The 25,057-nt window shown below is 72.3% G+C and carries 23 protein-coding genes; 12 read left to right on the forward strand and 11 right to left on the reverse strand.

The genetic code is table 11. From position 1 onward, the window contains the following. Window positions 1-27 precede the first annotated feature (27 nt). Window positions 28-1,011 carry a glycoside hydrolase family 113 protein gene (locus tag IT780_RS00935; RefSeq protein ID WP_199509417.1) on the forward strand — a complete coding sequence of 328 codons (984 nt, stop codon included), beginning with the start codon at window positions 28-30 and terminating at the stop codon, window positions 1,009-1,011. On the opposite strand, the gene IT780_RS00940 is transcribed toward IT780_RS00935, so the two are convergent. From IT780_RS00940 to IT780_RS00955, 4 genes are read right to left on the reverse strand one after another with little or no spacing between them, the layout of a single operon-like run. Then, entirely contained in the window at window positions 966-1,457 is a 492-nt protein-coding gene (locus tag IT780_RS00940) for a P-loop nucleotide/nucleoside kinase family protein (RefSeq protein WP_199509418.1), read from the reverse strand. The two genes, IT780_RS00935 and IT780_RS00940, sit on opposite strands and share 46 nt — an antisense overlap. Then, window positions 1,454-2,260 carry a class I SAM-dependent methyltransferase gene (locus tag IT780_RS00945; protein ID WP_199509419.1) on the reverse strand — a complete coding sequence of 269 codons (807 nt, stop codon included), beginning with the start codon at window positions 2,258-2,260 and terminating at the stop codon, window positions 1,454-1,456. Before IT780_RS00945 ends, IT780_RS00940 begins: the two co-directional genes overlap by 4 nt. Then, entirely contained in the window at window positions 2,250-3,308 is a 1,059-nt protein-coding gene (locus tag IT780_RS00950) for a spore photoproduct lyase family protein (protein ID WP_199509420.1), read from the reverse strand. The genes IT780_RS00945 and IT780_RS00950 overlap by 11 nt, the downstream gene beginning before the upstream one ends. Beyond that, on the reverse strand, window positions 3,305-4,732 hold the full coding sequence (locus IT780_RS00955; protein WP_199509421.1) for an MFS transporter: 1,428 nt from the start codon (window positions 4,730-4,732) through the stop codon (window positions 3,305-3,307). The genes IT780_RS00950 and IT780_RS00955 overlap by 4 nt, the downstream gene beginning before the upstream one ends. Before the next feature lie 62 nt (window positions 4,733-4,794). On the opposite strand from IT780_RS00955, the gene IT780_RS00960 reads away from it, so the two are divergent. From IT780_RS00960 to IT780_RS00995, 8 genes are all read left to right on the forward strand, one after another. Next, window positions 4,795-6,252, forward strand: a complete 1,458-nt coding sequence (locus IT780_RS00960; protein WP_199509422.1) for an MFS transporter — start codon at window positions 4,795-4,797, stop codon at window positions 6,250-6,252. A 70-nt stretch (window positions 6,253-6,322) separates the two neighbouring features. Beyond that, window positions 6,323-7,132: a DUF2382 domain-containing protein gene (locus IT780_RS00965; RefSeq protein WP_199509423.1), complete on the forward strand. Its 810-nt coding sequence runs from the start codon at window positions 6,323-6,325 to the stop codon at window positions 7,130-7,132. 200 nt (window positions 7,133-7,332) lie between these two features. Continuing rightward, window positions 7,333-9,441 carry a glycogen debranching protein GlgX gene (glgX, locus tag IT780_RS00970; RefSeq protein WP_199509424.1) on the forward strand — a complete coding sequence of 703 codons (2,109 nt, stop codon included), beginning with the start codon at window positions 7,333-7,335 and terminating at the stop codon, window positions 9,439-9,441. Window positions 9,442-9,484: 43 nt separating this feature from the next. Further along, entirely contained in the window at window positions 9,485-10,498 is a 1,014-nt protein-coding gene (locus IT780_RS00975; protein ID WP_199509425.1) for a DUF4037 domain-containing protein, read from the forward strand. Between the two features lie 5 nt (window positions 10,499-10,503). After that, window positions 10,504-10,920 carry a DUF1810 domain-containing protein gene (locus IT780_RS00980; protein ID WP_199509426.1) on the forward strand — a complete coding sequence of 139 codons (417 nt, stop codon included), beginning with the start codon at window positions 10,504-10,506 and terminating at the stop codon, window positions 10,918-10,920. Between the two features lie 112 nt (window positions 10,921-11,032). Then, window positions 11,033-11,965 carry an FAD-dependent oxidoreductase gene (locus IT780_RS00985; RefSeq protein WP_199509427.1) on the forward strand — a complete coding sequence of 311 codons (933 nt, stop codon included), beginning with the start codon at window positions 11,033-11,035 and terminating at the stop codon, window positions 11,963-11,965. Window positions 11,966-12,077: 112 nt separating this feature from the next. Beyond that, on the forward strand, window positions 12,078-14,168 hold the full coding sequence (locus IT780_RS00990; protein WP_199509428.1) for a PhoX family protein: 2,091 nt from the start codon (window positions 12,078-12,080) through the stop codon (window positions 14,166-14,168). 117 nt (window positions 14,169-14,285) lie between these two features. After that, window positions 14,286-14,729: an iron chaperone gene (locus IT780_RS00995; protein WP_199509429.1), complete on the forward strand. Its 444-nt coding sequence runs from the start codon at window positions 14,286-14,288 to the stop codon at window positions 14,727-14,729. A 17-nt stretch (window positions 14,730-14,746) separates the two neighbouring features. Here IT780_RS00995 and IT780_RS01000 read toward each other — a convergent pair whose 3' ends face one another. From IT780_RS01000 to IT780_RS01030, 7 genes are all read right to left on the reverse strand, one after another. Beyond that, complete coding sequence (locus IT780_RS01000) at window positions 14,747-15,505, reverse strand: hypothetical protein (RefSeq protein WP_199509430.1); 759 nt, start codon at window positions 15,503-15,505, stop codon at window positions 14,747-14,749. A gap of 62 nt (window positions 15,506-15,567) precedes the next feature. Next, window positions 15,568-16,446: a hypothetical protein gene (locus tag IT780_RS01005; RefSeq protein WP_199509431.1), complete on the reverse strand. Its 879-nt coding sequence runs from the start codon at window positions 16,444-16,446 to the stop codon at window positions 15,568-15,570. Between the two features lie 179 nt (window positions 16,447-16,625). Further along, entirely contained in the window at window positions 16,626-17,744 is a 1,119-nt protein-coding gene (locus IT780_RS01010; protein ID WP_199509432.1) for an IS630 family transposase, read from the reverse strand. A gap of 119 nt (window positions 17,745-17,863) precedes the next feature. Further along, window positions 17,864-18,943, reverse strand: coding sequence for a hypothetical protein (locus IT780_RS01015; RefSeq protein WP_199509433.1), 1,080 nt, complete (start codon window positions 18,941-18,943; stop codon window positions 17,864-17,866). Continuing rightward, a complete protein-coding gene (locus IT780_RS01020; RefSeq protein WP_199509434.1) occupies window positions 18,940-19,668 on the reverse strand; it encodes a TIGR03943 family putative permease subunit in 729 nt (242 codons plus the stop codon). Before IT780_RS01020 ends, IT780_RS01015 begins: the two co-directional genes overlap by 4 nt. Continuing rightward, window positions 19,665-20,666, reverse strand: a complete 1,002-nt coding sequence (locus IT780_RS01025) for a permease (RefSeq protein WP_199510024.1) — start codon at window positions 20,664-20,666, stop codon at window positions 19,665-19,667. Before IT780_RS01025 ends, IT780_RS01020 begins: the two co-directional genes overlap by 4 nt. Window positions 20,667-20,775: 109 nt before the next feature. Beyond that, a complete protein-coding gene (locus tag IT780_RS01030) occupies window positions 20,776-22,251 on the reverse strand; it encodes a GGDEF domain-containing protein (protein ID WP_233412032.1) in 1,476 nt (491 codons plus the stop codon). A gap of 112 nt (window positions 22,252-22,363) precedes the next feature. Between IT780_RS01030 and IT780_RS42960 the strand changes: the two genes are divergently transcribed. The 3 genes from IT780_RS42960 (at window position 22,364) to IT780_RS01045 (ending at window position 24,837) form a co-directional block, all read left to right on the forward strand. After that, complete coding sequence (locus IT780_RS42960) at window positions 22,364-23,536, forward strand: acyl-CoA dehydrogenase family protein (protein WP_199509435.1); 1,173 nt, start codon at window positions 22,364-22,366, stop codon at window positions 23,534-23,536. A 32-nt stretch (window positions 23,537-23,568) separates the two neighbouring features. Beyond that, window positions 23,569-24,123 (forward strand): isochorismatase family protein, encoded by a 555-nt coding sequence (locus tag IT780_RS01040; RefSeq protein ID WP_199509436.1) that lies wholly within the window; start codon window positions 23,569-23,571, stop codon window positions 24,121-24,123. Window positions 24,124-24,198: 75 nt separating this feature from the next. Continuing rightward, a complete protein-coding gene (locus IT780_RS01045; RefSeq protein ID WP_233412033.1) occupies window positions 24,199-24,837 on the forward strand; it encodes a hypothetical protein in 639 nt (212 codons plus the stop codon). Window positions 24,838-25,057 lie beyond the last annotated feature (220 nt).

Raw genomic sequence — 25,057 nt, forward strand, 5'->3', positions numbered from 1 at the left:
ATAAGGTACTTGCAGTACCCTAACCGCATGACGCGACGAGGCATCACCTACGACACCGGGTTCCGGCACGGCGCCGGGCCCAGCACCCATGAGCCGTACGACCACGAGGCGGTACGCCGGGACCTGCGGGTGATCCGCGAGGACCTGCGCTGCACGGCCGTACGCGTGACCGGCGGCGACCCCGACCGCCTGGAGTTCGCCGCCCGGGCCGCCGCCGACGCCGGGCTGGAGGTGTGGTTCTCGCCGTTCACCAGCGACCTGACCACCGCCGAGCTGCTGGACTTCCTGGGTGACTGCGCCGAGCGGGCCGAGCGGCTGCGCGCCGGGGGAGCCGAGGTCGTCATGGTGACCGGGGCCGAGCTGACCCTGTTCACCAAGGGCTTCCTGCCGGGGGAGACGCTGGAGGAACGGCTGGCCCTGCTCGCGCGCGGCGGCCTGCGGACGGAGGACGTCCGGCCACGGCTCAACGCGTTCCTCGCCGAGGCGGCCGCGGTCGTCCGGGCGCGGTTCGCGGGACGGGTCACGTACGCGGCCCTGCCGTCGGAGCAGGTCGACTGGGCGCCGTTCGACCTCGTCGGCGTGGACCTGTACCGGTCGCGGGAGGTTGCCGAGGTGTACCCGTACGCCGTGCAGGCGCTCGGGACGCACGGCAAACCGGTGGCGATCACCGAGTTCGGCTGCACCACCTTCCGCGGCGCGGCGGACCTCGGCGCGCGCGGCATGTTCATCGTGGACTGGGACGGCGCCACACCGCGGGCGCTGAAGGGCGACGTCGTCCGCGACGAGCAGGAACAGGCCCGCTACCTGCGCGAGCTGCTCGACGTGTACGAGGACAACGGCGTGGACACCGCCTTCTGGTGCACGTTCGCGTCGTACAACCTGCCGGGCCGCTTCGACGCCGCGTCGTACGGGCTGGTGCGGGTGGACGACGACGGCACGTGGGAGCCGAAGGCGGCGTTCGCGGCCTACGCGAAGGCGAACTCGGCGATCGCCGCGAGCGACGGGCGGTAGCCGTCCGTCGTGTCGACGACGAGCGTGGGGACGTCCAGGGTGATCGGTTCCCAGGCCGGCGGCCGGGCGAGCAGGGCGGCGTCGTCGTGGGCCGCGTCGGCGGCCATCCGGGCGGCGATCCTTGCGCGGGTCACCTCGGGCGGCGGCGCGCAACGGATGACCCGCAGGGGCGTCAGCGCCGCGAGCGGCTCGAGCCGGGGCCGCCACAGCCGGTCCTGGAACGCCGCCTCCACGACGGCGGTGACCCCGCCGCGGGCCAGCACCTCGAGCACGTCGAAGAAGGTCCCGAGCGTGTGCAGGTAATCCTCGTCCGGCGTCCCGGCGTGCACCACCCCGACGCGGATCTCGTCGCGGCAGACCGCCGGGCAGCCGATCGTGGCGGCCAGCGCGTGGGCCAGCGTCGACTTGCCCGTGCCGGGGGCGCCGCTGACGACGACCAGCGTCATGCGTCCCGGGCGGCCACGGTGTAGCGCACGGTCGTCGTCAGGCGCAGGCCGCCGTCGTCGGCGCGGGAGCCCTCCAGCTCCGCTTCGGCGGCGGCGGTGGCCCGCGGCAGCACCTCCTGGGGAATGTGGTTGAGCACCTGCCGGCCGGCGTGCGAGGCGACCCATCGCATCCAGTGGCCGATGTCGCGGAACCGGCTCACCACGACGCCCTCGGTGACGGTGACCGGCCCGTAGCCGGCCTCGGCCAGCGCCGCCCGGATGCTCCTCTCGTCCTGGAACGTGGACAGGCCCGGCGGCTGCCGGTTCACCAGCCCGGTCGCGAACTGCGACACGGCCTTGACGGCCCGGGTGTACAGCGGGTCGTGCGCGGCGAAGGAGCTGAAGGCCAGTCGTCCGCCGGGCCGCAACAGCTCCCGGTACGCCCGCAGCGCGGCCGGCGGATCGGGCAGGAAGAACAGCACCTGCCCGGCCGTCACCACGTCGAAGGAGCCCGGCGCGAACTCGGGCCGCTGGGCGTCGCCGACGGTGAGCGAGACCGTGGTCAGCCCGGACAGCTCCCGCGCGGTCAGCTCCACCATGGCCGGGGCGAGGTCGATGCCGGTGACCCGCCCGTCCGGCCCCGCGGCCGCCGCGGCCGGCACGAGCACCGCGCCACGCCCGCAGCCCACGTCGAGGACGTGGTCGCCGGGCCGGATGCCGGCGCGCCGGACCAGCTCGGCGCCCATGGGCGTGAAGAACTCGACGTCGACGGCGTCGTACGTGGCCGCCGCCTCGTCGAAGGCGCGAATCAGCTCAGAAGGCATAGCGGATCCGACAATACGGCGTCACCCGGTTGATCACCTCGGTGAGCGCCGCCACATTCCGGCCCTTCTCGCCGGTCCGGTACCGCACGTTCAGCGCGCCGTTCTGCGAGCGCTTGACCTGTTGCAGGTCGGGGCGCCACAGCAGCTCCTCCGCCTTCGGGTGCCAGCCCAGGTTGACCTCGTGCAGGTCGCGGTTGTGGGTGAGGAAGATGACCTCCGCCGCCAGCTGGGCCTTCGCCGCCGGGCCGATACCGGCGTCCAGCTCGGACAGCATCGCGGCCCAGTCCTCGAGCCAGCCGTCGCGCACCACGACCGGGCTGAAGTTGACGTGCACCTCGTACCCGGCCGCGACGAAGTCGTCGATGGCGGCGATCCGTTCGGCGATCGGGCTGGTGCGGATGTCGAGCAGCTTCGCGTCGCGGTGCGGCATCAGCGAGAAGCGGATCCTGGTACGCCCCTGGGGGTCCCACTCCAGCAGGTCGCGGTTCACGTGTTTGGTGGCGAAGCTGGCCTTGGCGTTCGGGAGCCAGCGGAACAGCTCGACGAGGTCACGCACGTTGTCGCTGATCCGGGCGTCGAGCGAGCAGTCGGAATTCTCGCCGATGTCGTAGACCCAGGCCTTCGGGTCGCACTCGTTCGGCTCCGGCTTCACGCCCTGGCGGCCGGCGTGGCGCTGCACGTACCCGAGGATCTTGTCGATGTTGGCGAACACGGTGATCGGGTTCGAGTAGCCCTTGCGCCGGGGCACGTAGCAGTACGCGCAGGCCATCGCGCATCCGTTGGCCGTGGACGGCGCGATGAAGTCCGCCGAGCGGCCGTTGGGGCGGGCGGTCAGCGACTTCTTCACGCCGAGCACCAGGGCCTCGCGCTTGATCCGGACCCAGCGGTTGACGTTGGTCTCGTCGCCGTACAGCTCGGGGATGCGGCTGTGGCTCTCCACCTCGACGCGCTCGGCGTCCGGGAAGCGGGCCAGGATCTCCCGCCCGCGCGGAAGCTCGGCGGCCGCGGGCTCGACGTAGATGCGCCGGATGTCGAGAAGGTCGCTCATGCCGGTACAACCTCGCGCAGCTCGGCACCGGCACGCTCGGCGGTGGCGCGCGCCCGGCGGCCCGTGGTCAGGACGCCGAGGACCAGGATGACGAGCCCGCAGCCCACCATGATCCACCACCCCGACCTCGAGGCCGCGGCCAGCCGCTCGGCGGCCGCCCCGCCGAGGCCGGAGACGACCACGGCGCCGATGACCGCCACGCCGAGCGCCGAGCCGACCTGCCGGCTGGTCGAGGCGATCGCGGCCGCGACCCCTGCCTGGGCGCGGGGGAGGCCGGAGACGGCGGTGTTGGTGATGGGCGCGTTCACCATGCCGAAGCCGAACCCGAACACCGCGTAGCTCGCGAAGAGCAGCCGGACCGGCGTGTCCGGGGCGAGCAGGGTCAGCGGCAGCATCGCCACGGCGATCGCCGCGCCGGCCAGGACCAGCGGCAGCCGTGGGCCCCGGGCGCCGACGATGCGCCCGGACAGCGGCGCCACGACCGCGGTCATCAGCGCCATCGGCAGCGTGTAGAGGCCCGCGTGCAGCGCCGACAGGCCGCGGACCTCCTGCAGGTACAGCGAGTTGAGGAACAGGAAGCCGCCCAGCGTGCCGAACGCGCAGACGGCGATCAGCGTGGCGCCGGAGAACGGGACGCTACGGAACACGCGCAGGTCCAGCAGCGGATCGCGCCGCCGGTTCTCGTACCGGATCAGCGCGGCCAGGGCGGCCGCTCCCGCGACGAAGCAGCCGACGATGCCCGGCGAGGCCCACCCCGCCGCCGGGCCCTCGATGATCGCGAAGGTGACGGTGGCCAGGACGAGCAGGACCAGGAGCTGGCCGACCGGGTCGAGGCGGCGCGGGCGGGCCGCGCGGGACTCGGGTACGAACACCGCGGCCAGCACGAACGCGGCGACCCCGACCGGCACGTTGATCCAGAAGATCGACCGCCAGCCCAGCCCGGCCACCAGGGCGCCGCCCAGCACCGGCCCGAGCGCCATGCTCAGCCCCACCACGCCGCCCCACACACCGATCGCCCGGGCCCGCTCGCGCGGCTCGGTGAAGGTGTTCGTGATGATCGACATCGCGACCGGGTTGAGCATCGAGCCGCCGACCGCCTGCACCGTGCGGAACGCGATGAGCCAGCCGAGGTCCGGGGCGATGCTGCACAGCAGCGACCCGGCGGTGAACAGGGCCAGCCCGGTCTGGAAGGTACGTCGCCGGCCCACCCGGTCGGCGGTGGACCCGGCCAGCACCAGCAGGCTGGCCAGCACCAGCGTGTACGCGTCGATGACCCACTGCAGCCCGGACACCGAGGCGCCGAGGTCGGCGCGCAGCGAGGGCAGCGCGATGTTCACGATGGTGGCGTCCAGGCCCACGATGAACAGGCTCAGACAGCAGATCGCGAGGATGAGCAGGCGGCGGCGGGGGGTGGGCTCGGGCATCGGTTCATTTGTACCGCCGAGAGACGTGCATGATGCAGTTATCGGCGGGGTAGCTGCGTCACATGACCACGAACGATGCCGGTACGGTGCGCACCAACGTGCCCGCCCGCCTCGACCGGCTGCCCTGGGCCCGCTGGCACTGGATGATCGTCATCGGCCTCGGCACCGTCTGGATCCTGGACGGGCTCGAGGTCACCATCGTCGGCAACCTGTCCGGCCGGCTGGCGGAGCCCGGCAGCGGCCTCGACATCACGCAGAGCCAGGTCACCGGTTTCGGCGCGGCGACGTACGTGCTCGGCGCCTGCTTCGGCGCGCTGTTCTTCGGCTGGCTCACCGACCGGTTCGGCCGCCGGAAGCTGTTCATGCTGACGCTCGGCGTCTACCTGTTCGGTACGGCGATGACCGCGCTGAGCTTCGACCCCTGGTGGTTCTTCGTCTTCCGCTTCATCACCGGCGCCGGCATCGGCGGCGAGTACGCGGCGATCAACTCCGCGATCGACGAGCTGATCCCTGCCCGGCACCGCGGCCGCATCGACATCGTCATCAACGGCACGTTCTGGGCCGGCGCGGCGGTGGGCGCGCTGGTGACGGTGCCGATCCTGACCCAGCTGCCGGTGTCCTGGGGCTGGCGGGCGGCGTTCGGGCTCGGGGTGGTGCTCGGCCTGGTGATCCTGCTGGTGCGCCGGCACGTCCCGGAGAGCCCGCGCTGGCTCTTCATCCACGGCCGCGGCGACGAGGCCGAGACGCTGGTGCGCGACGTCGAGCAGACCGTCGAACGCGAGGACGGCGTCACCCTCGAGCCGGCCGGGCAGTACATCACCATCCGCCAGCGGCGGTCGATCGGCTTCGGGGAGATCGCGAGGACGCTCGTGCGGCGGTACCCGAAGCGGGCCGCGCTGGGCCTCGCCCTCTTCGTCGGCCAGGCGTTCCTCTACAACGCCGTCACCTTCGGGTACGCGCAGATCCTGCAGACCTTCTTCGACGTGCCGTCGGGCAGCACGGGCTACTACTTCGCGGTGATCGCCGTGGGCAACCTGCTCGGCCCGCTGGTGCTGGCCCCGCTCTTCGACTCGGTCGGCCGCAAGATCATGATCACCGGCACGTACGTGATCTCCGGCGTGCTGCTGCTCGTGACCGCCTGGCTGTTCTCCACGGGCGGGCTCAGCGCCGTCACGATGACCGCCTGCTGGTGCGTGGTGCTGTTCTTCGCCTCGGCGGGAGCCAGCTCGGCGTACCTGACGGTCAGCGAGATCTTCCCGATGGAGACCCGCGCGCTGGCGATCGCGTTCTTCTACGCCGTGGGCACCGCGGTCGGCGGCGTCAGCGGCCCGCTGCTCTTCGCCGAGCTGGTCGGCACCGGCAAGGTCGGCGACACCGTGCTCGCGTTCGTCATCGGCGCCGTGCTGATGATCGCCGCCGGGCTGGTCGAGGCGGTCCTGGGCGTGAAGGCGGAGCGGCAGAGCCTGGAGCAGCTCGCCACGCCATTGACGGCCGACGATGCGGCGGAAGCCCGGTCGTGATCGGTTTGTTTATCGCGTAAACGGCCGGGGACTGAAGGGGTGTACCCCAGCCCCCGGAAGGACGGATCCCATGATCACGCGCAACGACATCCCCCGGCTCTACGGCATGGACGTGTACGAGACCGACGGCGGCAAGATCGGCTCGACGGCCGAGATCTACCTCGACGAGCAGAGCGGCGAGCCCGAGTGGCTTGCCGTCAAGACCGGCCTGTTCGGCATGAAGCAGTCGTTCGTTCCGCTGCAGCGCGCCGAGGTCGGCGACGACCGCATCACCGTGCCGTTCGCCAAGGACCAGGTCAAGGACGCGCCGCGGATCGACCCGGACGGGCGGCTCACCCCGCAGGAGGAGGACGAGCTGTACCGCCACTACGGTTTCTCGTCCACCGACGGCACCCTCGATTCCCCCGGGGGCACCGTCGACGAGGACCGTCCGGGATTCGCCGGCGGCACCGCCCGCTACGACCGGGACGAGGACGCGACCACGACGCGCAGCGGGGACACCTCCACGGATGCCATGACGCGCTCGGAGGAGCGGCTGGTCACCGACACCCAGCGCGAGCAGGTCGGCAGGGCCCGGCTGCGCAAGTACGTCGTCACCGAGCAGGAGCAGGTGACCGTGCCGGTGAGCCGCGAGGAGGTCCGCCTCGAGCGCGAGCCCGTCACCGAAGCGAACCGCGGCGAGGCGTTCTCCGGCCCCGACATCACGGAGAGCGAGCACGAGGTCACGTTGCACGCCGAGCGGCCCGTGGTCCAGACCGAGGCCGTGCCCGTGGAGCGCGTACGCCTCGGCAAGGAGACCGTCCGCGACGAGGAGACCGTCAGCGGCGAGGTCCGCAAGGAGCAGATCGACGTCGACGACCCGCGGTCCGAGCGCCGCTGAGGGTCCCACATCCGGCCGGGGGGGGGGGGGGGGGCGCCGCCCCCGCCGGCGGGGGCCCGGGGGGGGCCCCCACGCCGGCCGGGCGCCCGGGCCCCCCCCCCCCGGCCCCGCCGCTGCGTTTCTGCTCACCCGGCACGGAGGGTTGAGCGGCGGGCGCGCGGGGAAGTCGAGCGGCAAGCCGACCCCCGAGGAGCGACCGCATGAAGATCTGGCCGGGCAACCCGTATCCGCTCGGCGCCACCTACGACGGCGGCGGCACCAACTTCGCCCTGTTCTCCGAGGTCGCCGAGCGGGTCGAGCTGTGCCTGTTCGACGACGACGGCAAGGAGACGCGGATCGACCTGCCCGAGCGCGAGGCGCTGGTGTGGCACGGCTACCTGCCTCGCGTCGTGCCCGGCCAGCGGTACGGCTACCGCGTGCACGGCCCGTACGACCCGTCGCGGGGGCTGCGCTGCAATCCCGCGAAGCTGCTGCTCGATCCGTACGCGAAGGCGATCGACGGGCACAACGAGTGGGACAACGCGCTGTTCTCGTACCACTTCGGCGATCCGGGGCGGCTCAACGAGACCGACTCCGCCCCGTACGCGATGCGTTCGGTCGTGGTGAACCCGTACTTCGACTGGGCCAACGACCGGCCGCTGCGGATCCCGTGGCACCAGACGGTGATCTACGAGGCGCACGTCAAGGGCATGACTGCGAACAACCCGAAGATCCCCGAGGACGTCCGCGGCACCTACTCCGGCCTGGCCCACCCCGCGATGATCAAGCACTTCAAGGAGCTCGGCGTCACCGCGGTCGAGCTCATGCCGGTGCACCAGTTCGTGCACGACAGCGGCCTCATCGAGCGCGGCCTGCGCAACTACTGGGGCTACAACACGATCGGGTTCTTCGCGCCGCACAACGACTACGCGTCCTTCGGCGGCCGGGGCAACCAGGTCCAGGAGTTCAAGTCGATGGTCAAGGCGCTGCACGCGGCCGGCATCGAGGTGATCCTGGACGTCGTCTACAACCACACCGCCGAGGGCAACCACCTCGGGCCCACGCTGTCGTTCCGGGGCATCGACAACCCGGCGTACTACCGGCTCGTCGACGAGGACAAGCAGTACTACTACGACACCACCGGCACCGGGAACAGCCTCAACGTGCGCCACCACGAGTCGCTGCGGCTGATCATGGACTCGCTGCGCTACTGGGTCACCGAGATGCACGTCGACGGGTTCCGCTTCGACCTCGCCGCCGCGCTGGCCCGCGAGTTCCACGAGGTCAACCGGCTCGCCGCGTTCTTCGACCTGGTCAACCAGGACCCGGTGGTGAGCCAGGTCAAGCTCATCGCCGAGCCGTGGGACGTCGGCGACGGCGGCTACCAGGTCGGCGGCTTCCCGCCCCTGTGGACCGAGTGGAACGGCAAGTACCGCGACAGCGTCCGCGACTTCTGGCGCGGTGAGCCGTCCAGCCTCGGCGAGTTCGCCTCCCGCTTCACCGGCTCCTCCGACCTGTACGAGATCGACGGGCGCCGGCCGATCGCGTCCATCAACTTCGTCATCGCCCACGACGGGTTCACGCTGACCGACCTGGTGTCGTACAACGAGAAGCACAACGACGCCAACGGCGAGGAGAACCGCGACGGCGAGAGCCACAACCGTTCGTGGAACTGCGGCGTCGAGGGACCCACCGACGACCCCGAGGTCACGGCGCTGCGCGAGCGGCAGAAACGCAACTTCCTCGCCACGCTGCTGCTGTCGCAGGGCGTACCGATGATCGCCCACGGCGACGAGCTGGGCCGCACCCAGCACGGCAACAACAACGTGTACGCCCAGGACAGCGAGCTGAGCTGGATCGACTGGGAGGACGCCCGGCACCACGACGTGCTGACGCTGTTCACCCAGAAGCTCACGCAGCTGCGCGCCGAGCACCCGATCTTCCGGCGGCGCCGCTTCTTCACCGGTCAGCCGGCCGGCGACTCGAAGGTGCCGGACATCGCGTGGCTGCGCCGCGACGGCGAGCCGATGACCCCGCAGGACTGGACGCAGCAGTCCGGCATGACGATGACCGTGTACCTCAACGGCCACGGCATCCCGGAGCAGGACGCCCTCGGCGAGACCATCACGGACTCGTCGTTCCTCGTGCTGTTCAACCCGCTGCCGGACCCGGTGGAGTTCACGGTGCCGCCGATCGAGTACGGCCGCACCTGGGAACCGGTCATCGACACGGCCGACCCGCTGCTGGCGCACCGCAAGAAGACCGTCAAGGCGTCCGGGCAGCTGGAGGTCGGCGGGCACACCATGGTCGTGCTGCGCTGCCGCTACTGAAATCGGTTGCGTCCGGGCGCGACCGGCCGTCAGGGTGACGGTCGTGTCCGGACTCGATCTCGCCCAGCGCTTCTACGAGCGGGCGGTCCGGCCGCTGCTCGACGGCACCCCGCACGCCGCGGCCCTGCTCGGACCGGGGTCGGAGGTGCTCGGATTCGACGACGACGTGTCACCCGACCACGACTTCGGCCCGCGCGTGCAGCTGTTCCTGCCGCCGGGCACGGCCCCGCCCGACCTGAGCGGATTGCCCGGCCAGGTCGAGGTGACCACGGCCGCCGCGTACTTCAGAGCCCGGCTCGGCGCGGACCCCGCCGCAGGCATGACCCTGACGGACTGGTTGGTGAGCCCGACGCAGGTCCTGGCCACGCTCACCGCCGGGGCGGTCTTCCACGACCCGGACGGCGAGCTGGCCCGCCGCCGCGCCGCGCTGTCCTGGTATCCACGCGACATCTGGCGGTACGCGCTGGCCGCGGGCTGGCTCCGGGTGGCGCAGGAGGAGGCGTTCCCGTCGCGCGCCGGGGCGGCCGGGGACGACCTGGGCTCGCGTGTCGTCACGGCCCGCCTCGTGCGCGAGCTGATGCGCCTCGCGTTCCTGATCGAGCGGCGCTGGGCCCCGTACGCGAAATGGCTCGGCACCGCCTTCACCCGCCTGGACCTCGCCGCGCAGGCCGGACCCCCGCTTGCCGAGGCCCTGGCCGCGACCGGCTGGCGCGACCGTGAGGACGCCCTGGTCCGGGCCGCTAGCGTGCTCGCCGCCGCGACCAACGACCTCGGCCTCGCCCCGGGCGTGGACCCGGCACCCCGCCCGTACTTCACCCGCGACATCCGGGTGCTCGGCGGCGACCGGTTCGTCACCGCGCTGACCTCGGCGGTCGAGGACGCCGAGGTGCGGGCGCTGCTCGGCCGGCTGGGCGGGCGCCGCGGCGGACCGATCGGCACCCTGCCCGGCACCATCGACCAGGCCGTGGACTCGACCGAGGTCCTGACCGACCCCGAGCGCTGCCGGCGGGCCGCGGCGGTGCTCGGCCTGCCCGCCGATCCGGGCGTGGCACGATGATCGGCATGTCGGAGCTGGAGCGGTTCGTGCAGGCGCAGGACACGACCTACGACCGGGCGCTCGCCGAGCTGCGTGCCGGCTCGAAACGCAGCCACTGGATGTGGTTCGTGTTCCCGCAGATCGCCGGGCTGGGCTCCAGCCCCACGGCCCAGCGGTACGCGATCCGTGACCTCGCCGAGGCCCGCGCCTACCTGGCCCACCCCGTGCTGGGCCGGCGGCTGACCGAGTGCGCCGAGGCGCTGCTGGCCGTCGAGGGGCGCACCGCCGAGCAGATCCTCGGCTACCCCGACGACCTGAAGCTGCGTTCCTCGATGACGCTGTTCGCCGAGGCCGCGGGGGAGGAGCGGGGCGGCCCCTTCCGGCAGGTGCTCGACCGCTTCTACGACGGCGAGCCCGACCCCGCCACGCTGGAGCGGATCTAGCCGGCCACCCGGTACGGCTGCGGCGTGGTTTCCATGACCGGGAGCTTTCCGCGCGCGGGGCCGGGACTACTGAGCTCCGGTACTCAGGATCGGGTTGCGGGAGGATGACGGGATGACGGACGTCGTCGTGCTGGGCGGCGGGATCATCGGGCTGACGGCGGCGATGCGGCTGCGCCGACGCGGCGCCGGCGTGACGCTGTGGAGCCCCGCCGGGCCCCTGGACACCGTGTCGGCCGTCGCCGCGGCGGTCTGGTACCCGACCCGCACGGACTTCGACCCGCGGGTGCTGCGGTGGGCCGGGGCGACGTACGAGCACTTCCGGCGCGAGGCCCGCGACGGCGTGCCCGGGGTGCTGATGCGGCAGACCCGCAACCTCGAACGCGACGGCTCGACCGGCGAGCCGTGGTGGGCCGCGGCCGCCGGGAAGGTGGCGTACCGGGCTGCCACCGCGCCGTGGACGCGCGAGGTGCGCTTCGAGGCGCCCCTGGTCGAGATGGACGTCTACCTGCCCTGGCTGCGCGACCGCTTCGAGCGTGCCGGCGGGCGGGTGGTGGAGCGCGGCGCGCAGCGGCTGGAGGAGGCGCTCGCCGAGGCCCCGATCGTGGTCAACGCCACCGGGCTGGCCGCCGGGGCGCTCTGCGGCGACCCCGCCGTCCACCCGGTTCGTGGGCAGATCGTCCTCGTCGCCAACCCCGGCATCACGGTGTCCGTCCGCGACCAGGGCGAACCCGGCACGTACGTGCACCCGCGCACCCGCGACGTCGTGCTCGGCGGCACCTACGACGCAGGCGAGTGGTCGACCACACCGGACCCGGCGACCCGCGAGGCCATCATCGCGCGGTGCGTGGCCCTGGTACCGGAGCTCGCCGGCGCGCCGGTGCTGGGGGAGAAGGCGGGGCTGCGCCCGGCACGCCACGGCGGCCCGCGGGTCGAGGCGGAGCGGCGTCCGGAGGGGACGGTGGTGCACGCGTACGGCCACGGCGGCGCCGGCATGACGCTGTCCTGGGGCTGCGCGGACGAGGTCGCCGGGCTGGCCGGCGCCTGACTCGTTCATGCGGCGTTCACCTTGTGTCGGGCTGCGACTCATCCCGGGCTCCTAGCGTCCGAGCCAGCGTCCGTGACGGGTGCTGACCCAGCCTGCGAGGAGCCACACCGCGATGACCGAACGACCCCGCCCGCTACCGCTGCTCGGCCCGGCCGGCCACAGCGGGCGCGACGCCATGACGTGCCTCTACCGCTGCGGCAACGCGTGCGACCACCCCGTACCGAACCGGTCGGGAAACCCCTACGTCGGTGACGTGATCTCCGACGGCATGACCCGCCGCGGCGTCGTCCGCGCCGGCGCCGTCGGCGCCCTGGTCCTGGGCATCGCCGCGACGGCGGGCGCACCCGCGGCCGCCGCCGCGCCCGCCGCGGTGCCCGAGGTGCTGCCGGAGACGCTCACGAAGGGCAAGGCCGGGGCGCTCACGTTCAAGCCGATCCCGCCGAACAAGCTCGACAACCTGGTCGTGCCCAACGGCTACGACACCGCCGTCGTGCTGCGCTGGGGTGACCCCGTGCTGCCCGGCGCGCCCGCGCTCGACGTGCACCACCAGAGCGCCGAGCGGCAGTCCGCCCAGTTCGGCTACAACAACGACTTCGTCGGCGTCGTGCCGCTGAGCCGCGACGGGCGGCGGGCGCTGCTCGTGGTCAACCACGAGTACACCAACGAGGAGCTGATGTTCCCCGGCTTCACCACCCTCGAGGCCATGACGGTCGACCAGCTCAAGGTCGCCATGGCCGCGCACGGCCTGTCCGTGGTCGAGATCGAGCGGGTCGGGGGGACGGGCCAGTGGCGCCCCGCCCGCGGCCGGCACCTGCCGTACAACCGGCGGATCACCGCGCTGGCCACCCCGTTCGCGTTCACCGGCCCGGCGGCGGGCTCGGCGTGGCTGAAGACGGCCGCGGACCCGAAGGGCACCAGCGCGATCGGCACGCTGAACAACTGCTCCGGCGGCGTCACCCCGTGGGGCACGGTGCTGTCCGGCGAGGAGAACTTCAACCAGTACTTCGTCGGCGGCGACCAGGCCCCCGACGAGCTCAAGCCGAAGCTCGCCCGGTACGGCATCAGCACCACCGCCCGCTACCCGAGCGGCTCCCGGCGCTGGGAACGCGCGCAGGAGCGCTTCGACCTGGCCAGGCACCCGAACGAGGCGCACCGCTTCGGCTGGGTCGTCGAGGTGGACCCGCTCGACCCGCAGGGCCGTCCGCGCAAGCACACCGCGCTGGGCCGGCTCAAGCACGAGGGCGCCAACGTCATCGTCGCCAGGAGCGGGCACGTCGTCGCGTACATGGGTGACGACGAGCGCTTCGACTACCTGTACAAGTTCGTCTCGGCGAAGAAGTTCATCCCGGGCAACCGCCGGCACAACCTCACGCTGCTGGAGTCCGGCACGCTTTGCGTTGCCCGGCTCGCCGGCGACAGCCCCGCCGCGGAGATCGACGGCTCCGGCAAGCTGCCCTCCGACGGCGCGTTCGGCGGCACCGGCACGTGGATCAAGCTGGTCTCCGGCACCCGGTCGTACGTGCCCGGCATGAGCGCGGCCGACGTGCTCACCTTCACCCGCCTGGCCGGGGACGCGGTCGGCGCCACCAAGATGGACCGCCCCGAGGACGTCCAGCCCAGCCCGGTCACCGGCAAGATCTACGCCGCGCTGACCAACAACAGCAACCGGGGCGTCGGCAGCAACCCGGGCGTCGACGAGGCGAACCCGCGGGTCGCCAACAAGAACGGCCAGATCTTCGAGATCACCGAGGACCGCGGCGACCACACCGCGGAGACCTTCACCTGGACGCTGCCGATCGTCTGCGGCGACCCGGCGGACCCGTCGACCTACTTCGCCGGGTACGACAAGACCGCCGTGTCCCCGATCTCATGCCCCGACAACGTCGCCTTCGACAGCGCCGGCAACCTGTGGATCTCCACCGACGGCAACGCGTTGGGCAGCAACGACGGCCTGTTCGCCACGGCGATCGAGGGCCCCGAACGCGGCCACCTCAAGCAGTTCCTCACCGTGCCGCTGGGCGCGGAGACGTGCGGGCCCTTCATCACCGCCGACGACCGCTCCGTGTTCACGGCGGTGCAGCACCCGGGCGAGATCACCGGGGCGTCACTGGAGAAACCCGCGTCGACCTGGCCGGACGGTGACTTCGCCAAGCCCGCGGTGGTCGTGACGTGGCGCCTCGACGGCGGACCGGTCGGCAGCTGAGCTCACCCGTACCGGCAGTCTGATCGTTTTCAAGAAGCACCGCCGTCGGTGCCGCTCCTAGTCTTCCCCTCAAGGCCGGTGACCTGCCGGGCCGCCGACAGCGAGGGGGACGGGACCATGCCCGAGAACGAGGAGCGCACCGACGGCTTCAGCGCCGAGGAACGCGCGGCGATGAAGGAGCGCGCCGCGGAGCTGCGCGCCGAGGGCAAGAAGGGCGCGAAGAAGGCCGACGGCCTCCAGCAGGTGCTGGACCGGATCGCCCAGCTGCCGCCGGAGGACCGCGCGCTCGCCGAGCGCGTCCACCTGGCGGTGACGAAGGCCGCCCCCGACCTGACGCCCAAGACGTGGTACGGCATGCCCGCCTACACGAACGCGGACGGCAAGATCGTGGTCTTCTTCCAGGACGCCGCCAAGTTCAAGTACCGGTACGCGACCCTCGGCTTCCAGGACGCTGCCAACCTCGACGACGGCGACCTGTGGCCGGTGGCGTACGCCCTGCGCACCTGGAACGACGAGGTGGAGAAGAAGGTCATCGAGCTCATCCGCGCGGCGGTCTCCTGACCGGCCCGCCGCCCGCGTCACACGACGCCACCGTCGCCGATGTACACGAACGGCTTGCTCGTGTCGGGGCAGTCACCGGCCGACGTCGCGGTGAGGGCCACCGTGCCGAAACGGCCGATCTCCAGGTCGACGGGAAGCGATTCGCCGTGCCTGACGGTGAACCACTGCCAGACACCGTCGTCCCCGTAGACCTGGACCTGCACCGACAACCCGGCCGGCGCCGAATCGGCGATGCCGAGCGTGCCCACCAGGCGCTGATACTTGTGCCCGGTGAAGAACGACACCTTGGGTACGGCCTCCCCGCCGCACTGCGTCCACATGCCGGTCGACCGCGCATAGCGCTGACCGCCGAGCCGCACGTCCGCCGGGCCCCGCTGCGGGCCCGGCTGGCCGGCCGAGTTGCCCGGCAAACGGTAGAGGTACGTGACAGCCGCGGTCCCGTCACCGGTCGCGCTCGACGTCGTGGTGGCGGTGGCCGGGTCGCTGGGGGCCGGCGACGGTGCGGGGGCCGAAGTGCTCGGCGTGCCCGACCCAGAGGCCGCCGCCGTGCGGGGCGTGCCGGCGCTTGTGGCGCTCCCGTCGGAACTGGCGAGGGAGACCCCCGCCGCCGTCAGGGCGGCGACCACCGTCAGGGCCACGGCGAGCCAGATCCGTTTCCTGGCGGACACTCGCGCGTCCAGGGCGGGCAGTTGGTTGATTCCCCAGCCGACGACGGTGGCGACCACCGCCGTGGCAAGAGCACCGAGAAGAACCCAGACGACCACGGTACGGCCCACACAACCCTTCCGCTCAGCGACCCGGAGAAGCAGCTTGCCACTGTAGACGCCCGAAGGGGCCGTCAGACGTGAGCGCGGACTTCGGCCCAGTCGGCGTGTGCGGCGTCGAGTTGCGCTTGGTACTTCGCGACGAACGCCTGGAGGCGCGGTGCGGCAGCTGCGAACGCCTGGTCCTGAGCCGGCCGGCGGCATGCGGCATCCGCGGCGGCGGCCTCCTTCTCGAAGGCCACTGCCTCGGCCCAGCCCGGATCGGCTTCCATGGCGGCCACGCCACGGTCGGCGGGCGGGAACTCGGCCAAGGCCAATTCGTAGGCGTGGGAACGGTCCTTCGCCGCGATCCCGGCCGCGCTCATGCAGGGGCCGTACGCGGCGAGGGCGTCAGCGACTGCCGGCGACTTCTCCACCTCACGGAAGATTTCGGCCAGCTCCTTGCCCATGTCGGCCGGGACGGCGGGGGAGACCTGTTGTTCGGCTTTTGCCGCGACGCCGGTGCAGCTGCCGACGGCCTTGCCGTACCGCGCCTCCTCCGCTGCGGTCATCTTGTTGGCCTCGTCAGCCGTGCGCAGCATGTCGGCGACCTCGGCCTGGTGGCGCTTGGCGGTGGCGATGCCGAAGTCGTCGCTGATCTCGGTGAGGCTGGACAGGTCATCGGGGCCGATCGGTCCGCCGTTCTGCTGCTCGGACGGAGCCTGCCGGTAGGTGAAGCCCTTGTCTTTCATGCAAGCGGCCAGGGCGCCCTGGAAGCGGGCGGCGGTGGCCTTCTCGGCTGCCAGGCGGTCCGCGGAAGTGCCGTAGAGGCTGTTGCTGACCTGGTGGTACAGGGCGCGGCCCCGCTCCAGGGCGGCCGGCTCGGCCCGGGCGCCGGACGCGCCCGAGTTGGCGCAGCCGGTGATGAAGGCGCCGGCGAGCGCCACCGCGCCCCAACTGATGGTCTTCTTCATGGCCTATGTCTTTCGTCGGCGTGTCAGATCGGTCAGCTGTCACAGGCGGCGAGAATGCTGCCGCCGTTGTCAAGAACGCTGATGCCGCCGACATCGACACGCCAGGAGCGGGCGCAACGGACATGATCCGGGGACCGGAGCTAGTGCGTTGACCATGAACGTTCACCGGGTCTGATCGGTCAGGCGGCCTTGGCCCGGGGCCGGCCCCAGCGTTGTTGTCGTTCGCTGCGGACCCGGGCTCGTTCGCGGCGTTGCGCTGCGAGGACGTCGGGGTGGCGGGCGTTGGCGTTACGCCATCGCAAGTATTTCTGCAGCTCGCGGGCCAGAACGGTGTGGTTCGGGTGGTTCGAGTTGGCCATCGTGAACATGCGTAGCGGCCCGAACTGCGCCTCGATCGGGTTCGCCCAGGACGCGCTGGTCGGCGTCAGGCACAGCTCGACCTTGTTCCGGGCGGCCCGGGCCCGGATCATCGGGGTCTTGTTCGCCGACAGGTTGTCCAGGATGACGTAGATCGGGGCGCCGTCCGGCCGCGCCCGGCGGATCGATTTCAGCGCGGACAGGGTGTGATCTGCGCCTTTACGGCGCCGGTTCACGCCCCAGAGCTGATCGTCGCCGAGGCTGTAACAGCCGTGGAAGTAACGGATGCCGTGCGTGCGGTGATAGGTCGCGGGCAGCCGGTCCGGATGCGAGCGTGGTGCCCAGCCACGGCCGTGGTGCGGGCGGATCGACAAAGGGCCGAACTGGTCGAACGCGAAACACCGGTTCGGGAACCGGGTGGTGACTTCCTCGATCCGATCGAGCTTGGCGCCGAAGTCGGGGTCCTTCGATTCCTTCCAGGTCCGGGTCCGCTGCCAGCTGACCTCGTTGCGGCGCAGGATCTGTCGCAGCCGTTCCCGGCCGACCACGACCGGCCGGGCGGCGTCGGTGGCCAGGTAGTCGGCGAGTTTGCGCAGGCTCCAGCAGGTGAAGGGCCGCCCGAGCGTGCTCGGGCGGGCCGTGGCCGTCGCGACGGTGAACGCGATGTCATCCTCACTGATCAGGCGGGGACGGCCTCCCGCCCACTGAGGGTCCAGCGCGCGAAGACCGATCTCGTTGAACGAGTGGATCACGTCACGGACGGTGTCCTCGTGCCCGGCGATCAGGTTCGCAATCGCTGGGACCGGTGTCCCGGACGCGGACGCCATGATGATCAACGCCCGGCGCACCCGGACCGAATCGTGCTTGCCTCTACGGACAAGTTGTTGCAGCTTGCGGCCTTCTTCTTGCGTCAACCGCCGTGCCCTGACCGGCTCGGCCAACCCGCCACCTCACTCTCAACGACCGATATCACCGCCGTTGAGAGTGAGCCTTCGGCAACAACTACCGGCGGACGTGCACCGGTGTGTCGCCGACCCGGTGAACGTTCGTGGTCAACGCACTAGACCGTCCGCAGGTCCAAGGTGTGCCACACCAGCGAGTCCTGGTCGCCCGTCGCCCACCACAGGATGCCGTTCCGCGCGAACGCTCCCGCCGACGCCGGGGTCACGTCCACCGTGCGGCCGGTTCGCAGGTCGTGCACGAGCAGGCCTTCCGTGCCCGTCAGGTCCGAGGCCGGCGTCGCCTCCGACAGGATCTCGAACCGGTCGAGGATGGCCACGTCGGTGATGGCCGCACCGGCCGTGCTGCCGGCGATGCGGCGGCGGGCGGTGCCGTCCGGGTGCATGGCGTCGATGCGGGCCAGGCCGCCCGTCGTCATCACCAGGACGCGGCACCAGGACGGGACGCAGGTGCTCAGCTCCGTGCCGGTGGTCTCGATGCGCAGCTCGCGGTTGTCCGTGAGCGACCGGAGCGCCCTCGTGCCGGTCTGGTCGCCGGGTCCGTCGGTCAGCCACGGCCAGGCCGACAACGCCCAGGTGCCGGGCTCACGGCGTACCGTCACGGCCCCGCCGGAGAGCGCGACCGACCTGATCTCCGTGACCTTCCGGTCCTTGGCCGCGGCGACCCACCACGCGCGCCCATCGGCGACCACCAGGTCCCACTGGGAGCCGTAGAAGACCGGGTCGCCGGTGTCGCGGGTGAGGCGCCGTACGCCCTCGCCGCCGGTTCTGGCGGTCCACACCTCGGCCCGGCCACCGTCCACCGATTCGGTCCACACCAGGTCGTCGCCGGACACCGCCATCGTGGCGAACTCCGGGCGGGCCGACAGCGGGCGGCGGCGCAGCTCGCGGATCGAGCCGTCGGCGGCGCGCAGCACGAGCCGTTCGTGGGTGCCCTCCGGGCTGGCCGCCGTGCCGATGCTGGTGCGCGCGTCGAGGAAGGCGAGCGGGTGGTAGATCGGCCCGTCCGGCACGTTGCCGGGCAGCTCGGCACGCTGCGCGTCCGGCCAGGCCGTGGCGAGGCCCACCCGGGCCGGGGGCGCGGGCTTGTCGTCCTTCATCGGGTACGCGAGGAGCACGCCACCCGCCACCAGGGCCACGAGCAGCCCAGCGCCGCCCAGCAGCCGTCCACGGCCGGTCATTCGTACTGCTGCTTCGGCGGGGTGACCTCCTGCCAGCCGGTCACCTGCAGGTACGGCACGTCGGCGTCGTTCACCGGGTCCTTGCCGACCCGGTTCGTGTACGCCCCCACGACCTGCACCCACGTGTCCGGGGCGACGGCGGACGGGCCGGCACCGGTCAGCCCCACCTTGATCGGGCGGCCGTCGGCGGCGCAGCAGGACAGCACCATGCGGGCCAGCATCGGCTCCCCTCCGGGCCCCGGCGTGACGAAGCCGGTGAGCCGCAGCGTGCGGCCGGTGAGGCTGCGTCCCTGGTCGAAGACCGCCCGGGACGCGTAGTCGAGCAGCCCCACGTCGACCGGGTCGCCGACGGGCAGCGGGGGATAGTCGGAGGCGGAATTCTGCGCGGTGAGCACGCTGCCGGCCTGGCCCGCCGCGTACGAGCCGAGCGCCGGCGGGGCGACGAGCAGCAGGCCGAGCACGGGCAGGATGAGCAGCCAGCCGATCCGCGGCTCGTGGTGGTGCCCGTCCCCGTCCCCGTCGTCGTTGCTGGCTGCGGCGGTCCGGCGGGGGCGCAGGTCGTACCAGAGGGTCATGACCGCGGCCGCGACCAGCAGCGCGCCGGCGCCGATCAGGAAGGGCTGCAGCCCCTCCTTCACGTAGCGCAGGTAGAGGTCGCCGAGGCTGGCCTTGAGCACCGCCCCGCCGAGCAGCAGCATGACCACCGCCTGGGCCTGCCGGTTCACAGCAGCACCGCCCCGACGCCGGTGCCGACCACGATCGCCGCGACCAGCGTGGCCGGGGCGAAGCGGACCGCGAAGCGGCGACCGAACACGCCGGCCTGCATGCTGATCAGTTTGAGGTCCACCATCGGGCCCACCACCAGGAACACCAGCCGGGACGTCAGCGAGAACTGCGACAGCGAGGCCGCGACGAACGCGTCGGCCTCACTGCAGATGGACAGCAGGACGGCCAGGATCGCCAGCGCCAGCACCGACAGCGCCGCGTTGCCCGCGAGGCTGCTCAGCCAGCGCTCGGGCACCACGACGTTGATGGTCGCGGCGGCCGCCGCCCCGACCACGAGGAAGCCGCCGGCGTGCATGAGGTCGTGCCGGACGGCCGCCCAGAACGCGTTGCCGCGGCTCAGGCCCTCGAGGTCCGGGCGGTGCGGCAGCTTGATCCACTCGGTGCGGCCCAGGCGCAGCCAGAGCCAGCCCATCGCGACCGCCACCACCAGGCTGGCCACGCCGCGCGCCACCGCCATCATCGGCTGCCCGGGGAACGCCACCACGGTCGCGGTCAGCACGATCGGGTTGATCGCGGGCGCGGCCAGCAGGAACGCGAGTGCCGCCGCCGGCGTCACGCCGCGGCGGATCAACGACCCGGCGATGGGTACGCTGCCGCACTCGCAGCCGGGCAGCACCACGCCGGCCAGCCCGGCCGCCGGCACGGCCAGAGCGGGATGCCGTGGCAGCGCCCGCGCCCAGAACGAGCGGGGCACGAACACGGCGATCACCGCGGACAGCACCACCCCGAACACCAGGAACGGGACCGCCTGCACGAGCACCGACACGAAGACGGTGGTCCAGGTCTGCAGCCGGGCGTCCGAGATCAGCGACGCGAGCGGGTTGCGGAAGACCACCAGCAGCACGAGCAGGACGGCGAGCACCTCGACGGAGCCGAACCGATGTCCGCCGCCGGCGTCGTGCTCGGCGGGCCCGCCGGCGGCAGGTGACCGCTCGATCTCGTCGGTTGCTCGCAAGGGGACACTCCGGGCACGGTCGGGGTTCGGGCGGGCCCCACCCTACCCGGTCCCGCGGGCCCGACGCCGCCTGCGGCGCGGCACCGCGGACCTATGCTGAGCTGCGCATATGCGCGTACGTCCGGGGCTTGGCGGGGACGATGCGATTCCGGCCACCGTCCTTGGCCTCGTACAGGGCGGCGTCGGCGCGCTCGATGAGCTGGTCGGACGTCTCGATGCCGTCCCAGGCCGCGACGCCGGCCGAGAACGTCTGCCCCAGCGGCGTGGCGGCCAGGGCGCGTTCCAGCACCGCCAGCGCCGCGGTCGCGTCCGTGCCCGGCAGCAGCACGGTGAACTCCTCGCCGCCGAACCGCGCGATCGTGTCGACCGTCCGCAGCGCCCCGTGCCAGGCCGCGCTGGCCTCCTTCAGCAACCGGTCGCCGGCCGGGTGCCCGTAGCTGTCGTTGAACTGCTTGAACCAGTCGAGGTCCAGGACGGCCACGCACACCGGCGCGCCGTCGCGCCGGGAATGTTCCAGCGCGCGGGGCAGCTCGTCGTTCCAGGCGCGCCGGTTGGGCAGGCCGGTCAGCTCGTCGGTGCGCGACAGCTCCCGTACCTGGCGGGACTGCTGCTCGACCTGCCGTACCAACTGGGCCATCCGGGTGACGACCAGCAGGAACAGCGCCGTCGAGCCGACCACGATCGCCGGGCCGTCCTTGACCTGGCCCGAGGCCAGTTGACCGGCCAGGATGGCCGGGGCGATCAGCGTGGCGCCGGTGAGCGCCAGCAGCTGCATGCGGCTCAGCCGCGGCGGGCGCGGGGTCACCGGCCGGCCCATGTCCCGGGCGTCGGCGTGCAACGCCGCCACCCCGGCCAGCGCGAACGCGCTCAGGAACATCATGTCGATGCTCCGGCGGAACCACTGGATCTCCTCGAGGGCCCACCCGGCGTCGCCGAGGTTGCCGAGGACCACCCAGGTGGTGTCGCCGGCGAGGAACCCGCCCAGCGCGCCGGCGATCCACCAGAACGACGCGCCCCGGACCCCGCCGGACCGCAGCAGCCGGGTCAGCATCGCGAGCAGCAGCAGATCCCCGACCGGGTACGCCACCTGCACGCTGCGGCCGAACAGCGACATGTCGGCCTGGCTCGCGGCCGGCTCGATGACGTACACCCAGGCGAGCAGGCCCAGACCGGTGGTGATCGTGGTGGCGTCGACCATCGCGGTCCAGTTACGCCCCGGCTCCCGGCGCCGGATCAGCACCGCCAGCCCGGCCGCACACGCGGGGTAGAGCAGCAGGAAGAACGGGTCGGCCGGCGTCGGCAGGTCCACCCAGCCGAGGACGTTCTCCGCGTACACCGCGACGGCGATACCGGTGGAGTTCGCGAAGATCCCGGCGCCGAAGCACCACCAGGGCAGCCGGTCGTGGCGCGGCAGCCGCCGGGCGCCGACGACGATCGCGGCCGTGCCCGCCCAGCCCACGCCCACCTGCCAGCACGTCACCCACACGGCGTCGTCGGGTATCAGCTGGTACCCGGCGATGACCACGGCCATCGCGATCGCGAAGGCTTTCCAGCTGCGTGCGTGCATGGGTCCTCGAATCCTGACGATGGTCGGCCGTCTCAGGGAACCCGCCTCCGGGTGCCGTACGGGTGCGGCTGCGGTGCGCCCGGGGAGCGGGACCCTTCCCTAAGATCGGCCCGTGACCATCGACTCGCACGCCGCCGCCGTGTCCGCCGCCCGGGAGCTCGCCGAGGTGCTCACGCCGGGCGTCGTCCAGCGCGACCGGGACGGTGCTGCGCGCGTACCCGTCGAGGCGCTGGCGGCCCTCGACGGCTCGGGCCTGCTCGCCGTCACCGTCCCGGCCGCCGACGGCGGTCCGGGTCTCGGACCGGCAGCCCTCGCCGAGGTCACCCGGACGATCGCCGCGGTCGACCCGGCCATCGCCCAGGTGCCGCAGGCGCACTACCTGCTCGTCGACGTCCTTGCCGTGCACGGTGACGACAAGACCCGGTCCGTCCTGTACGGCGAGGTGCGAGCCGGCCGGCGCATCGGCAACGCCCTCGCCGAGCGTGGCGGCACCCACGCCCAGGACCTGAGAACCCGGCTGTCGGCGGGCCGGCTGACCGGCCGCAAGTACTACACGACCGGCGCCCTGACCTCGGCGTGGATCGCGGTCAGCGCCCTCGACGACACCGGGCGGCTCGTGCTGGCCTTCGTGCCCCGCGACGCGCCGGGCGTCACCGTCGACACCGACTGGGACGTCATCGGCCAGCGCGCCACCATCAGCGGCACCGCCACCTTCGACGACGTCGCGGTCCCGCACGTGCTCGACTACGCGGGCGCGTACGAGGTCCCCCAGCAGCTCGGCGCCCGCGCCCAGCTCGTGCACGCCGCGATCGAGGTGGGCATCGCCGGGGGAGCGCTGCGCGACGCCCGGGCGTACCTGCGCGAGAAGGCGCGGCCGTCCACCGAGGCCGTCCGCGCGGGAGCCGCCACCGCAGCGGACGACCCCCACGTGCTGCACCGTTACGGCCGGATCGCCACGCGCGTCCGGGCCGCCGAGGCGCTGCTCGCTGACGCGGCGCGCACCCTGGAAGAGGTGGGCCTGATCCCGGCGTCGGCGCAGGAGGCCGCCCGGGGATCGCTCGCGGTCGCGGCGGCCAAGGCGTTCGGCAGCGAGGTGGCGCTCGAGGCGGCGTCCGAGCTGTTCCAGATGTGCGGCACCAGCTCGGCGGCGGCCAAGTACGACCTGGACCGGCACTGGCGCAACGCCCGTACCCACAGCGTGCACGACCCGCTCGACTGGAAGTACCACCACCTGGGCGCGTACGAGCTGGCCGACGTACCGCCGCCCAATCACGGGCAGCTCTGAGTTTTGTCGGTGGGTGGGTCTACGGTTCGCCCATGAGCACACTGGAGAACCGGCCCGCCACCGCGCTGCTCGTGGTCGACGTGCAGAACGCGGTGGTCGAGGGAGCTTATGAACGCGACGCCGTGGTGGCCGCCGTCGCGGACCTCGTCGACAAGGCCCGGGCGGAGAACGTCCCGGTGGTCTGGGTCCAGCACAACAGCGAGTACATGCCCCGCGGCAGCGACGGCTGGCAGATCGTCCCGGAGCTGGGCCAGGCACCGGCCGAGCCCCTGGTCGAGAAGACGTACGCCGACTCCTTCGAGGAGACCACCCTCGAGGAGACCTTGAGAGGTCTGGGCGTCGGGCGCCTGTTCCTCTGCGGCGCCCAGACCGACGAGTGCATCCGCTCGACGCTGCACGGCGCGATCGCCCGCGGCTACGACGCGATCCTGGTCAGCGACGCGCACACCACGGAGGACCAGAGCCCGTGGGGCGCGCCGACGCCGGACAAGGTGGTCGCGCACACCAACCTGTACTGGTCCAACCACCGGGCGCCGGGGCGCACGGCGGGGACGGTGGAGGCGAAGGAGGTCGCTTTCAGGGAGTGAATACGGGTTCTCCCTGACACGTCGTCCGGGTTGTCTCGGATGTCGCACGGCGAGGCCGCCGAGAGCATGGACGCCATGACGAAGACGTGGCGCCAGCTCACCGTGTGGCTGCACATCCTCACCTCCGTAGGCTGGATGGCGCAGGCCATGACCCTGTGCCTGCTGCTGGCGGCCGGTCTGGCGGCCGGTGAGCCGTCCGTCCGCGACGCCGCCACGGCCATGGCGCTCAAGGTCGACGGCCGGCTCGTCGGCCCGATGGCCGACGCCTCGGCGTTCACCGGCATCATGCTGGCGGCGGCAACCCCGTGGGGCTTCTTCCGGCACCGCTGGGTCCTGATCAAGTTCACGATCACCGTCGTCCAGCTGTTCCTCGGCATCTTCCTGCTGTCCCCGACACTCGAGCACTCGGCCACGGCGGGCCCGGCGCCGGCCCAGATCGCAGCCACCGCCCTGATGGCGTCCGCGATCGCCTTCCAGGGCTGGCTGTCGGTGGCGAAACCGTGGGGCCGGGTACGGGACCGCCCACTCACCCCGCTGGGCACCGCGCCGCGCTGGGTCTTCGTGATGACGGTGGCGGGCGGCCTCACCGACCTCGCCATCGCCTTCGTCGTCGGCCACCCGCTGCCGCTGCTGTCGATCGTGCTGCTGACCGTCGGCCTGTCCCGGCGCCCGAGCTGGACCCGCCGCACCGCGACCCGGCCCGTCCCGGCGTAACCGACCGTTCGTGGCGGGCCGTTCGTGGCGGGCCGTTTGTGGCGGCCCGTTCAGGGTCGGCCGTTCATGGCGGCCCGTTCATGGCGGCCTGTTCATGGCGGCCCGTTCATGGCGGCCTGTTCATGGCGGGCTGTTCATGGCGGGCTGTTCGTGGTCAGCCGTTCGTGGCCGGCCAGGACGGGGCCGGGCCTGCATGCGGCGGGTCTGGACGTGCCGGTCT

It is taken from the genome of Nucisporomicrobium flavum, assembly GCF_016464385.1.
Lineage (GTDB): Bacteria > Actinomycetota > Actinomycetes > Mycobacteriales > Micromonosporaceae > Actinoplanes > Actinoplanes flavus_A.

Excerpts from the sequence above, each read along its gene's own strand:
- IT780_RS00935 (WP_199509417.1), top strand. The coding sequence starts at position 28 with ATGACGCGACGAGGCATCACCTACGACACCGGGTTCCGGCACGGCGCC.
- IT780_RS00940 (WP_199509418.1), bottom strand. The coding sequence starts at position 1,457 with ATGACGCTGGTCGTCGTCAGCGGCGCCCCCGGCACGGGCAAGTCGACG.
- IT780_RS00945 (WP_199509419.1), bottom strand. The coding sequence starts at position 2,260 with ATGCCTTCTGAGCTGATTCGCGCCTTCGACGAGGCGGCGGCCACGTAC.
- IT780_RS00950 (WP_199509420.1), bottom strand. The coding sequence starts at position 3,308 with ATGAGCGACCTTCTCGACATCCGGCGCATCTACGTCGAGCCCGCGGCC.
- IT780_RS00955 (WP_199509421.1), bottom strand. The coding sequence starts at position 4,732 with ATGCCCGAGCCCACCCCCCGCCGCCGCCTGCTCATCCTCGCGATCTGC.
- IT780_RS00960 (WP_199509422.1), top strand. The coding sequence starts at position 4,795 with ATGACCACGAACGATGCCGGTACGGTGCGCACCAACGTGCCCGCCCGC.
- IT780_RS00965 (WP_199509423.1), top strand. The coding sequence starts at position 6,323 with ATGATCACGCGCAACGACATCCCCCGGCTCTACGGCATGGACGTGTAC.
- glgX (WP_199509424.1), top strand. The coding sequence starts at position 7,333 with ATGAAGATCTGGCCGGGCAACCCGTATCCGCTCGGCGCCACCTACGAC.
- IT780_RS00980 (WP_199509426.1), top strand. The coding sequence starts at position 10,504 with ATGTCGGAGCTGGAGCGGTTCGTGCAGGCGCAGGACACGACCTACGAC.
- IT780_RS00985 (WP_199509427.1), top strand. The coding sequence starts at position 11,033 with ATGACGGACGTCGTCGTGCTGGGCGGCGGGATCATCGGGCTGACGGCG.
- IT780_RS00990 (WP_199509428.1), top strand. The coding sequence starts at position 12,078 with ATGACCGAACGACCCCGCCCGCTACCGCTGCTCGGCCCGGCCGGCCAC.
- IT780_RS00995 (WP_199509429.1), top strand. The coding sequence starts at position 14,286 with ATGCCCGAGAACGAGGAGCGCACCGACGGCTTCAGCGCCGAGGAACGC.
- IT780_RS01005 (WP_199509431.1), bottom strand. The coding sequence starts at position 16,446 with ATGAAGAAGACCATCAGTTGGGGCGCGGTGGCGCTCGCCGGCGCCTTC.
- IT780_RS01015 (WP_199509433.1), bottom strand. The coding sequence starts at position 18,943 with ATGACCGGCCGTGGACGGCTGCTGGGCGGCGCTGGGCTGCTCGTGGCC.
- IT780_RS01030 (WP_233412032.1), bottom strand. The coding sequence starts at position 22,251 with ATGCACGCACGCAGCTGGAAAGCCTTCGCGATCGCGATGGCCGTGGTC.
- IT780_RS01040 (WP_199509436.1), top strand. The coding sequence starts at position 23,569 with ATGAGCACACTGGAGAACCGGCCCGCCACCGCGCTGCTCGTGGTCGAC.
- IT780_RS01045 (WP_233412033.1), top strand. The coding sequence starts at position 24,199 with ATGACGAAGACGTGGCGCCAGCTCACCGTGTGGCTGCACATCCTCACC.